The sequence below is a fragment of the Methylomonas koyamae genome (genome assembly GCF_019669905.1).
Classification (GTDB): domain Bacteria; phylum Pseudomonadota; class Gammaproteobacteria; order Methylococcales; family Methylomonadaceae; genus Methylomonas; species Methylomonas koyamae.
The window spans coordinates 3,026,532-3,038,073 of record NZ_AP019777.1 but is presented as its reverse complement, the minus strand read 5'-3'; the positions used below and the strand labels follow the sequence as shown (position 1 = coordinate 3,038,073).

The 11,542-nt window shown below is 59.9% G+C and carries 10 protein-coding genes; 5 read left to right on the top strand and 5 right to left on the bottom strand.

Going from position 1 to position 11,542, the window contains the following annotated elements:
* Nucleotides 1–71 precede the first annotated feature (71 nt).
* The 3 genes from MKFW12EY_RS13585 (at nt 72) to MKFW12EY_RS13575 (ending at nt 4,412) form a co-directional block, all read left to right on the top strand.
* Nucleotides 72–1,049: a hypothetical protein gene (locus MKFW12EY_RS13585; RefSeq protein ID WP_221053179.1), complete on the top strand. Its 978-nt coding sequence runs from the start codon at nt 72–74 to the stop codon at nt 1,047–1,049.
* Between the two features lie 260 nt (nt 1,050–1,309).
* Nucleotides 1,310–3,580, top strand: coding sequence for a cytochrome c peroxidase (locus MKFW12EY_RS23200; RefSeq protein ID WP_280637540.1), 2,271 nt, complete (start codon nt 1,310–1,312; stop codon nt 3,578–3,580).
* 85 nt (nt 3,581–3,665) lie between these two features.
* Entirely contained in the window at nt 3,666–4,412 is a 747-nt protein-coding gene (locus tag MKFW12EY_RS13575; protein ID WP_221053178.1) for a VPLPA-CTERM sorting domain-containing protein, read from the top strand.
* Nucleotides 4,413–4,457: 45 nt separating this feature from the next.
* On the opposite strand, the gene MKFW12EY_RS13570 is transcribed toward MKFW12EY_RS13575, so the two are convergent.
* From MKFW12EY_RS13570 to MKFW12EY_RS13555, 4 genes are all read right to left on the bottom strand, one after another.
* Nucleotides 4,458–5,429: a 2-hydroxyacid dehydrogenase gene (locus MKFW12EY_RS13570; protein WP_054759947.1), complete on the bottom strand. Its 972-nt coding sequence runs from the start codon at nt 5,427–5,429 to the stop codon at nt 4,458–4,460.
* Between the two features lie 70 nt (nt 5,430–5,499).
* Nucleotides 5,500–6,294, bottom strand: a complete 795-nt coding sequence (locus MKFW12EY_RS13565; RefSeq protein WP_054759945.1) for a hypothetical protein — start codon at nt 6,292–6,294, stop codon at nt 5,500–5,502.
* A gap of 137 nt (nt 6,295–6,431) precedes the next feature.
* The gene (locus MKFW12EY_RS13560) at nt 6,432–6,911 is read right to left on the bottom strand and encodes a hypothetical protein (protein ID WP_054759943.1); all 480 of its coding nucleotides are present in this window, start codon (nt 6,909–6,911) and stop codon (nt 6,432–6,434) included.
* Nucleotides 6,912–7,193: 282 nt separating this feature from the next.
* Nucleotides 7,194–8,360, bottom strand: coding sequence for an aminotransferase class V-fold PLP-dependent enzyme (locus MKFW12EY_RS13555; protein WP_221053177.1), 1,167 nt, complete (start codon nt 8,358–8,360; stop codon nt 7,194–7,196).
* A 281-nt stretch (nt 8,361–8,641) separates the two neighbouring features.
* Between MKFW12EY_RS13555 and MKFW12EY_RS13550 the strand changes: the two genes are divergently transcribed.
* Nucleotides 8,642–9,316, top strand: a complete 675-nt coding sequence (locus tag MKFW12EY_RS13550) for a response regulator (RefSeq protein ID WP_054759939.1) — start codon at nt 8,642–8,644, stop codon at nt 9,314–9,316.
* Nucleotides 9,309–10,733 carry a sensor histidine kinase gene (locus MKFW12EY_RS13545; protein WP_221053176.1) on the top strand — a complete coding sequence of 475 codons (1,425 nt, stop codon included), beginning with the start codon at nt 9,309–9,311 and terminating at the stop codon, nt 10,731–10,733. Before MKFW12EY_RS13550 ends, MKFW12EY_RS13545 begins: the two co-directional genes overlap by 8 nt.
* Here the strand turns inward: MKFW12EY_RS13545 and MKFW12EY_RS13540 are convergent.
* Nucleotides 10,700–11,377, bottom strand: a complete 678-nt coding sequence (locus MKFW12EY_RS13540) for a response regulator (protein WP_221053175.1) — start codon at nt 11,375–11,377, stop codon at nt 10,700–10,702. The two genes, MKFW12EY_RS13545 and MKFW12EY_RS13540, sit on opposite strands and share 34 nt — an antisense overlap.
* Nucleotides 11,378–11,542: the final 165 nt, after the last annotated feature.

Below are 11,542 nucleotides of genomic sequence, written 5' to 3'. Positions count from 1 at the left end.
GAGACGGCCTGACTGCCCCGGAACAGGCAACTTGCATTTACTTAATTTGAATCACGTATCGAGGCATCCAAATGTTAGGCATCAATCAACACAGCTTACGCCAAGCCATTCTTGCCGTACTCGGCGCCGGCGCCATGGCCGCATATTCCGGGCAGGCGGCCGCTATCAGTCCTGCTAGTTTGGGCGTTATCGGCGCCGGCGATAGTGCGACGGTTTCCGGCAATGCGCCGAAACGCGCTTGGGCCGATTACGGTACCGGGTTTAACTACGGCTGGACCCATACGGCGCAGTTCCGGATTTTTCAGGTCGGCGATTCGACCGACCTGGCTGCCGGCACGCGGTTCGACCTCACCGTCAATCTGAAGCAAAACGGCGGCGCGTCGCCGATGAATTTTCCGGGCTTTTCGATCTGGACCAGCGGCTCGGCGCCGATGGTTACCGGGGCCGCCACCGGCGGCGGTTACGGCCATGAATGGAGCCAGGTCCGCGGCCCGTCCGACGGCGGTGTGGCCGGGCATGATAAAGAGGTTGGCGTCAATCCGAGCTTGGGCAGTAACGGCTGGATGAATTCCAACGGCGGTACGCTGGTCAGCGGCCATGACGGCTGGATCGGTTACGCCAATGCCGGATACTCCTTTACTAACGGCGACGGCGACAAGGTGCAAGGTTTATTCGCCGGCGCGAGCAATCCGGGAAACGTCGGCCAATACGGCGGCGGCGCTAGCGATCCGCTGAACGGTAACGCATTGGCCAACGTCAACCAAAACTCGCCCTACGTCTACACCGGTTTCGCCAGTTTGAGTGCCGGCGAAGCGATGCTGACGCTGCAGGGCTTGAAGGCAGGTTACTACTTGATCGGCTGGGCCGGAAGCTGCCCGGACGACAACGCCAACGGCCAGAATTGCGGTACGGCCGCCGGCCAGGCATACCGGTTGACCATTAACAACACCGGCGTCAGCGCTGTTCCGCTGCCGGGGGCTGTGTGGCTGTTCGGCTCGGCATTGTTCGGTTTTACCGCGCTCGGCCGCAAGAAGCCGCTTGCCGTTTGAAGCGGCACGGCCAGCATCCGGGCCTTTTCGCGCAATAGAGCGGCAGTGCCGATCGCGCGGAAACCGGTCCGGCTCGCGGCCGTTTCCACTCTAACAAGTCGCCGGCTTTAGGGATTTCCGTCTTTGCCGCCGGCGCCAATTCTTAAGTTTCGGCCGAACGGGCGCAATCTGCGACGCGCAACCGTTCGGCCCATCTCCGATCCCGCGGACCGTCTCTTGCTGTTGCGGTGCGGCGGGTATGCGGGGTTTGCGAGGCAGGCATGCATCTTTTTTCGAAAATCCATTTTTTATTGATTGCCGCAGTAGCGGCGATGCCGGTGTCGGCCCACGGGCCGGTGCCGGTCTCGTTGCAAGGAGTACCGGTGCCGCCGGTGCCGGGATTGCTGGACGGCTCGAATCCGATTGTAGTGAATAAATCGGCGGCGATTGCGTTAGGCAAGGCCTTGTTTTGGGATACCAACGTCGGTAGCGACGGCATGGCCTGCGGTTCGTGCCACTTTCATGCCGGTGCCGACGGCAGGGTCAAAAACCAGTTGAATCCGGGGGCGAAGAGCAGCAACGCCAGCGGCCAAACCTTCGACACGTTGGCGTCCGGTGGCGGCGGGCCCAACCATACCTTGCGTCCGGAAGATTTTCCGTTGCATCGCGTCGCCGACCCGGCCGATAAATTTAGCGCGGTGACCTTTTCCACCGACGACGTCGTGGCGTCGTCCGGCACTTTCAGCGGCGAATTCAAGGGCGCTTCGCGGACCGGCGGCAATGCCGACCAATGTTCGCGTAGCGTCGATGAAGTGTTTCACGTCAATCAAACCGGTACCCGGCGAGTCGAGCCGCGCAACGCGCCAACCGTCATCAACGCCGTCTTCAACCAACGCAATTTCTGGGACGGCCGGGCTAACAACATCTTCAACGGCAGCAGCCCGTGGGGCGAGCGCGATCCGAATGCCGGAGTCTGGGTCAAGCTCAATTCGCGTTCGGTGACCAAGGAAAAACTGCATCTGGAGAACTCGTCGTTGGCGTCGTTGGCGACCGGACCCGGTTTGAGCGACACCGAGATGAGCTGCCGGAATCGGACTTGGGCCGATATCGGCCGCAAGCTGTTGGCGCGCCAAGCCTTGCAAAACCAGAAAGTCCATTACGAAGACAGCGTGCTCGGGCCTTACAGTTTGAGCAGTATCGGTAATCTGCGGCCAGGCCTGAATACCACCTATAAAAATTTGGTGATGCAGGCTTTCAACGCCAAATACTGGTCTTATAGCGGCATCGGCCCGTTCGGTGCGCCGCCGGGGCAGGCGGCTTACAATCAGATGGAAGCCAATTTCTCGATGTTCTTCGGTCTGGCTCTGCAGCTTTACCAATCGACTTTGGTATCCGACCAGTCGCCGTTCGATCTGAGTCCGGTCGATGCCGGCCTGCGGCCGACCTGGACCAACGTCTTCGGCGCCACGCCGGCCGAGACCGATGCCAAACGCCAAGCCTTGAAGCGCGGCGGTGTCTTGTTTTTCAACAACCACTGCAATTTGTGCCACACCGGGCCGAGCTTAAGTTTGGCCGCGGTGGCGACCAATGCCGCGTTATTAAAACCGGAAGCCGGTAAAACCTTCGGCCCGGCAGCGACGCCGATCCCCTACGGCCCGAATGCGTTCGGACCCGGTAATGCGGCTTATGCCGCCGGCATGACCCAGTACGTCAATCCGATAACCCGCGACTATAACGGCGACGTGCTGCCGTTATTGATGGATTTGGGCTATGTCAACACCGGCGTCGCCGATCCCCTCAACGATCCGGGGATAGGCGGTGTGGACGATTTCGGCAACCCGCTGTCGTTCAGTTCGCAATATATCCAGTACCTGCAAGACCGTCCGCAGGGCATCAAGGACAGTCTGGTCAAGAATATTCGAGCCTGCGATTTCATCACCTCGATCGCGATCAATAGCGAATTTCCGGAGCCTTATTACTTCACCGCGGTGGAAGGGGTGCAGGCGGACGGCAGCCGCGAAGGCGTGTTGCGCAACCAAAATTGTGCCGATCCGGCGACGGCCTTCATTCCGTCGCCGAGCGCGGCGCGCGACGAAGCCAATGCGGTGAATCTGGGCGTGGCGGTCAAGGCGGCCTTTAAAGTGCCGACCTTGCGCAATATCGAACTGACCGGGCCTTATATGCACAACGGCAGTATGGCGACGTTGGAGCAGGTGATCGAGTTTTACGGCCGGCAAGGCAATTTCCATAACGAGAATTTGCACTTTCAGGTCAGCACCATTTCTTCGTCGATCAATTCGCCGGCTAACCGGGCCGATCTGATCGCTTACCTGAAGGCGTTCACCGACGACCGGGTGCGCTACGAAAAAGCGCCGTTCGACCATCCGGAAGTGGTCGTACCGAACGGCCACGAAGGCAACCACGAGGCGGTGGTCGCCGGCAATCCGTTGCAAGCCGATCTGGCCAAGGACGAAGTGCTGGTGGTACCGGCGGTCGGCGCGAATGGTTCGGCAGAACCCTTGCTGCCGTTCGACCAGTTGTTGGCGCGCTGACCGGCCCCACGCCGGTTTTAACAGCGGCCCGCGCCGCGTCTGGCGACGCGGGCCTTAGGAACTCAAGACCACGTAGAGATTAATTATGCAGAATTCCATCAATAGCAGGGTAGCGCTGGCAATATTGGCCGGATCGAGTCTGGCCGCCGCGGAACCGGCAGCGGCTGCGACCAATTTCAACAGTTCCGCCGGGTTGAGTTACAGCATCGAAAGCATCGCCAATCTGACGAATCCGGGGGATTTATCCGGACTGGAAATCGTCGGTTATTTCCGCCAAATCAATGCTCCGGCCTATCCCGGCGACGAATATTCGCAAGTGCAAATCAACGGCACCGGCTCGGTAGCCGCCAACAATCCGGATTTGGCGACCGGTTCGGCTTTCAATTACACCTTTGCCGCCAGCGGCACGCTGGCTAACGGTACGCTGGACGCCCACTATCTGGCTTGGTACGGCTTGGAATTTCGCAATAACGGCAGCGACAGTTACGCGATCAGCCTGCGCCTGGATTACCTGCTCAGCGCGGCCGTCGGCGCGGAGACCGATTCCAGCTCGGTCACTATCGATTTCTTTAACGGCGACGGGCTTTTGTGGCAAGGTTACGACCGGGTCGATACCGCGTTTAACGATTTGGACGTGGTATTGGCCGGCAGCAGCGGCCCGTTCGGTTTCGAATTGGCCGCCGGGCAAATGGACGGCTTGTACGCCGATGTGCGGATGGATAACCATCTCGAGGCGTCGCCGGTGCCGCTGCCGGCCGCAGTCTGGTCGTTCCTGGCCGGCGTGATCGGCATGTTGGGCCTGAAAAAGCGGCGTCACGAACAGTCGGCTTGATTTTTCCCGGCTGCGGCTAGGTTCGGGCGAAGCGGGCCGCAGCCGTCACACTACCCGGTCCGGCACTGCTTGGCCGGCGAAGAAGGCCTGTAAATTGGCCAGCACCCTTTCGCCCATCGCGGTGCGGGTGGCGATTGTGGCGCTGCCCAAATGCGGCAATAAAGCCGCATTTTCCAATTCCAAAAAGCCGGGATCGAGGTGCGGCTCGCCTTCGTAAACGTCGAGGCCGGCGCCGGCGATGCGTTTTTCCCGCAACGCCCGGATCAAGGCTTTACTGTCGACCACGTCGCCGCGGGCGGTATTGATCAAATGTGCGCTGGGTTTCATCAGGTTCAGGCGGCGTTCGTCGATCAGATGGCGGGTATCGGCGCCGCCGGGGCAGTGCAGCGACACGAAATCGCATTGCGGCAATAGTTCTTCGACCGTTTCGCAATGCACCGCTTGCAGGTCGGCGACGATTTCCGGATCGGCCGGGCTGGGTTTGACATACAAAATCTTCATGCCGAAGCCGTGGTGCGCTTTGCGAGCCATGGCCTGGGCGATGCGGCCGAAGCCGATCAATCCCAGCGTCGCGCCGGTGACGTCGCTGCTCATCATATGGGTAGGGCACCAGCCCCGCCACTGGCCGGAGCGGACCAAGCGGTCGCCTTCGGCGCCGCGCCGCGCCGTCATCAACAACAAGGTCATGGCAATATCGGCGGTGCTTTCGGTCAGTACGCCGGGGGTGTTGGTCACGACCAAGCCTTGCTCGCGCGCGGCGGCGATGTCGATGTGGTTATAACCCACGCCGAAATTTCCCAGAATCCGGCAGCGTTTGTTGGCGACGTTCAACACCTCGGCCGGCAACGCATCGCAGACGCTCGGGCAGACTGCGTCGTAATTCTGCAGGGCCGCGCGGAACTCGTCGGCGCTCAGCGGACGGTCGTCGCTATTTAGCGTCGTGTCGAACAGTTCCTGCAGTTTGGCTTCGACAGCAGCCGGCCAGCGCCGGCTGATCAACACTTTGGGTTTGCTCATCAAAATTTCCTGTAAGGCTGCATTCGAACCGCCAGTATAAGCCAGCCGGCGGTTAGTTTCAGGGGCGGGATTAAGGGTCTAAAGTCGGATTCGAACGGGAAATCTCGCCGGTGGTGTGTTCGCGGTCGTAGGCTCTGATCCGCGCCGCCCGCAGACTATTGATACTGGCGATGTTCTCGTCGTGCTGTTGCAGTGCGCGCTGGCGTTGGGCTGCGGCGTACTGTTGTTTTTGCTGCTGCAGTTCCAGCGCCAGTTCGGGTTTCCGGTATTGCATTTCCAGCTGGCCGGCGGCGATATCCTGCTCGTCCAAGCGCGACTCGGCATCCACCCGGCTTTGCAATAATTCCAGGGCCCGTTGTTGGTTGGCCAACTGCCGCTCCGCCAGACGGTTGGCGTCTTCGATTTGTTGTTGGCGCAGGCTGCGTTCGGCTTCGATTCGGGCTTGTTCGCGCTCGATTCGGCTTTGCTGCGCTAGCGATTCTTGTTGGCGCAATAAGGCTTCTGCCGCGGCGGCCAGTTGTTCGGTTTTTTGGTAATCCCGGTATAGCCAGAGTCCGGCCGCCGTAACCAAGGCAGCGGCCACTGCCGCTTGCCGCGGCGCTAGTTGAAAAGTTCGGCGCGACCGGTCCGGAGGATTGGCCGAATCGGCCGCGGCCTGCGCCATGGCCAATTTGCGGTCGTAAGCCAGGCGCCGCTGTTGGTCGGACAGAATCAGGAAAGCCTCTCTGGCCCGGGCCAAACTTGCCAGCGAAGCGTCGTCGTGGCGGCCGGTGTAGAGGCGTTCGACAGTTTTGAAGGCGCTATGGATTTGTTGCGCGGTCGCGGATTCAGGAAGGTTTAGCAATTGGTATAAAGTTTTCGCCATGGCCGGGGCCTCTCGCCTTGTCGTGAGTCGCGGCGGCGTATCGGCAGGTTTGCCGGCCGCAGCCGCCGATGGAATCATCGGTGGCTGCGACTATAGGCAACTCGCGGCTCCAACGCAAATAATCGCGCGAAACCCGGTCAGGCGATGGCGTTGCCGATACCGGTTTGGCGGCGGCGCAACAAGGCCAGCGAACCGAGCAGGCAACCCAGCGAAAACCAGGCCACGCCTGCCAGCGGCAGGCCGGATAGCCTGTAGGTTTCCGACACGTCGCCAGCGATCCCGCGTTGCGGCGCCTCGTCGGCAAAGTCGCCGGTTGCCAGCCGGTAACTGGCGCCGGGAATTAAGTGCCAAGCCACGCTGCTGAGCGCGAGGTAATCGACGGCCGGCCAGTCTAGCGGCTTGCATTGTTCGACGCGGACGGCATCGGCCGGGCAACGGGCGATAGCTGCCGAGAACAGCGCTGGGGCGGCGGAGTCGTTTTCTATGGCGTGGAAAGGGTCGCGAATCGGTGAGTAAAAAACTGTGGAATCCGGATCGGAGCCGGTGACGGGGTGGCCGGTCGGGCTGACTTGGGCCGGGGCAGCCAATAACGCGATTAACAGTGCTGAGTGTTTCATGACATCCTCCCTAGGCTGTTAGATAACAGTTGGTCCTCGGCTTTTCTCAGCAAAAATGGCGCCTAGGTAAAAAAGTCAATGAATAACAATTGGTTAATTGTTTTTTGGCTGGGGCTTGGCCAAGTTGGACCGGAGTTTTTGCCGGATTTTGGTGCGGCTTCCGACCGATTTTGGTGTGCTGTGCACCGCTGCGAGCAGGAAAATGCTAGTGGCGGAGAGGGATGGTGCCGGTTTGCGAGCGGGCGGCGAACCGGAATTCGCCGCCCGGACCGATAGCGAGGCTTATTTCGCGGTAGAGCGGTAGTATTCGATTGCCGCTGCGACGCCGCTGCCGGCTTTGATGTCGAAGCCGTGGTCCAGCATCGCCATTTCCACGCCGGCAATGGCGCCCAGCAAGGACACGTCGTTCATGTCGCCGACGTGGCCGATGCGAAATACTTTACCGGCCACTTCGCTCAAGCCGGCGCCCAACGAAATATTGTATTTGTTGTAAGCGGTGCTGATGACGTGACGGGCGTCTTTATCGGCCGGCACGACGATGGCGGTAACGGTGTCGGAAGCCCAGCCTTCTTGTGCGCAAGCTTGCAAGCCCCAGGCGGCAACCGCGCGGCGCACGCCTTCGCCCAAGCGGTGGTGGCGCGCGTAGACGTTCTCCATGCCTTCTTCCAGCAACAATTCCAAAGCTTTACGCAAGCCGTACAGCATCGGCGTGGAAGGAGTGTAAGGGGTGTAGCCGTCCTTGTTGGAGGCGGCCATGTCTTTCAACGAAAAGAACGAACGCGGGAAGTTGCTGTTGTCGATGGCCGCCAGGGCTTTTTGGCTGAAGCCCAAAATCGCCAGACCGGCCGGCAACATAAAACCTTTTTGCGAACCGGCGATGCTGGCGTCCACGCCCCACTCGTCCTGGCGGAAATCGATACTGCCGATGGCGCTGACGCCGTCGGAGAACAGCAGCGCAGGGTGGCCGGCCGCGTCCAGCGCTTTGCGCACGCCGGGAATGTCGCTGGTGACGCCGGTCGAGGTCTCGTTATGCGTCGCCAGCACGGCTTTGATTTCGTGGTTTTTGTCCTCTTTCAGGCGCGCTTCCAAATGGTCCAGCGGAATGCCTTTGCCCCATTCGACTTGGTGGATTTCGACGTCGAAGCCCAATTTACGTGCCGCTTCCGCCCACAAGTGGCCGAACTGGCCGAAGCGGTAAATCAACACTTTGTCGCCTTGATTCAAACAGTTGGTCATCGCCACTTCCCAGCCGGCGGTACCGGTGGCCGGGAACACGAAGCATTGGCCGGTTTCGGTGCGGAACACTTTTTTCAGGTCTTCCAGAATCGGCGACAACAGCTTGGGGAAGATCGGCGAGCGGTGGTCTTCCATCGGCACGTGCATCGCGCTCAGAATTTCGTGTGGGGTATTGGTTGGACCTGGAACAAAAAGGTGATTGCGACCCGCCATCTGCTTCTCCTTGGAATTTTAGAATCGTCGAAAACCGCGGGATGGTGCCATATAAGGCTGTTTTCGGCAAGTCGGATTGGCGGGGTCGGCATCGTCGTCCCCCCGCTATCGTCCCAATTCCGGCCGGTATGCAGTTAAATTGCCCTCACCGGCAGAGCTGTTAGTAAAATCCGGGCCGTACCATTGAATATTCCGGCTAAGGCCGGCCGATATTTCTCCCGCGGACAAGCCGGCGGCCTACTCAGTGGTGGGCGCCGCAACCGCAAAACGGAAGCTCGAAAATGACGATACTTTTGGTGGAAGACGATGCCGTTTTGGCGGACGGACTGGTTCATGCGCTGAGCCAAAGCGGTTATCGCGTGACATGGGCGGCAACCGGCGTCGGCGCGGAAGAATTATTACAGAGCCGGAGTTTCGAGCTGGCTGTGCTCGATTTGGGCCTGCCCGATATGGACGGACTGGATTGGCTGCGCAGGCTGCGCGAGCGGCGCATCCTGTTGCCCGTACTGATTTTGACCGCGCGGGACGGGATGCGAGACCGGATCGAGGGTATCCGGCAGGGCGCAGACGACTATATGGTTAAGCCGTTTGCGCTGCAGGAACTCGAAGCGAGAATCCATGCCCTGATGCGGCGGTGTTACGGGGCGTTCGGCCGCAGCGTCGTGGTGGGCCGTTTGACATTGGAAGCGCAGTTCCGGCGCATCAGCGCCGACGGCGAGCCGATCGAATTGAGCGCGCGGGACTACAGGGTGTTGGAAATCCTGATGCTGCAAGCGGGTAAAGTCGTCGCCAAGGAGCGCATAGGCCGCCTGCTTTCCGCCGACGACGAAACGCAAACCGATAATGCTATCGACATCTACCTGTACCGGTTACGTAAACGCATTGGTCGCTACGGCGTGGCGATTCGCACCATGCGCGGTCTGGGCTACCTGTTGGAGGCGGGTACGGATGAATAAGCTCAGGAGTCTGAAGCACCAACTGATATTGAGTTTGAGCCTGCCGCTGTTGTTTTTCGTCGTTGCCGATTCGGTAATGTCGTATTACGTGACGCAGCATTACGTCAATGAAACGTATGACCGTTGGCTGACCGATTCCGCCAAGTCGCTGATTCAGGAAATCCGGGTCAGGCAGGACATGGTATCGGTGGAATTGCCGTCGGTGGCGTTGGAAATGTTCAAATGGGATGAAGAGGACAAGATTCATTTCAAAATCGTTTCGGCCGACCACACTGTGTTGGCCGGCGATGCGATCGTACCGGATCCGCCTTTGCGGGTCGAAGACTGGTCCGTGCCGGCCATTTACGACGCCATCCTGAATGGGGAGCCGGTCAGGGTGGTATCGATCCGCGTTGAACTGCGGAGCGGGGCGGAACCGGTTTTCGTTTGCGTCGCCGAAACCAAAATCAAGCGCCGGACGATGATGCGCGATTTTTTGTTGGTCGATTTGGTGACGCAGTTGATGCTGGTGGGGCTGACGGGCTTTTACCTGTTGGCCGGAACCCGCCGCGGCTTGCAGCCGCTACAGGTACTGGCCGGGCAGGTTGCCCGCCGTTCGCCGCGCGATCTGAGTCCGATTTCGGATATTGAAACGTTCATCGAAGTGCGCACGCTGACGGATACCATCAACGATTTGCTGGGCCAACTGCACCAAGCCGTCGAGACGCAGAACCGTTTCATCGCCAATGCCGCGCATCAACTCAGAACGCCGCTGGCAGGCTTGAAAATCCAAGCGGAGCGGGTTTTGCGCGAACCCGGGGCAATAGCCTACGTGCCGGCCTTGGCGCAGATTCGCGACTGCGCGGACCGTTTGTCGCACCTGACTTCGCAATTGCTGGTTCTGGCAAAATCGGAACCGATCAAGGGTGGTTCCGAGTTGGAGCCGGTGGATTTGCACGCGTTGTCGCGCGAGATTTGCATGGAATGGGCGCCTTTTGCTTTACAACGGCAGATGGAACTGGCCTTCGACGGGCCGGGGCATCCGGTGTTGGTCGCCGGCGACGCTACCCTGCTGCGCGAGCTATTGGGTAATCTACTGGATAACGCCATTCGTTACGGATTCGAGCGCGGCAATGTCTCCGTCGCGTTGCAGGAGCGGCCACAGCCGAAGCTGACCGTATCCGACGACGGGCCGGGTATACCGGACGGCGAAATCGGTCGGGTGTTCGAGCGGTTTTACCGGCTCGGTCCGGGTACCGGCTGCGGATTGGGTTTGGCGATTGTAAAGGAAATTGCAGATCTCCACCGGGCGCGGATCGACGTAGGCCGCGGCGAGGAAGGCTGGCGCGGCACGCGGATCGAATTGGCGTTCCCGGCCCCGCCGGCAGGCGCCGCGGGCAATGCTTACACTTCGTCGGAGTGCTCTTCGAGCAAATAACCCAAACCGCGCAAGGTGCGGATGCGCGCGCCGTAAGGCTTGATGCGTTTGCGTAAACGGTGGATATTGACCTCGATGGCATTGTCGCCCAATTCGTCGTCTCCGGTCGCCAGCCGCTGGGCGATCTTCTCCTTACTGACCACGCGGCCGATTTGCAGCATCAGCGATTCCAGAATGCCGTACTCCCGCGCGAACAGGATCAACGGTTCGCCGTCGGCCAGGACTCTATGTTCCAGCGTATCGAGGGTAAGCCGGCCGCAGACGATGTCCTTGCTGAAATTGCCGTAACTGCGCCGAATCAGGGCATGAATCCGGGTTTCCAGTTCGGCGAGGTCGAACGGCTTGGTCATATAATCGTCCGCGCCTTTTTTCAGCGCTTCGATGCGGTCGTCGAGCGCATCGCGCGCGGTCAAAACCAAAACCGGAACGGTGACCTGGCGGGTGCGCAAATTCCGTAACAATTTTTGGCCGTCCATGTCGGGTAAGCCCAGATCCAGCACGATCAGATCGAAATTTTTTGCCAGTAACATGCCTTCGGCATAGGTTGCGGTGGCCGCCGAGGTCACATCGTAGCAGGATTGTCTCAAGGTATGGCTCAAGCCATCCGCCAATACGGGGTCGTCTTCGACGAGTAGGATATTCATGGCTATGTTCGCGTTAGTAGTTGGCGTCGCCCCGGCATGGATTGCCGGGGCCTAGAAGCCACGGACGGCAAAGTTTCAACACATCCTTGTGCCATGGATCCCGGCAATCCATGCCGGGATGACGGCTTCGATCTCATTCAACTGTTAACGCGAGCATAGCCATAT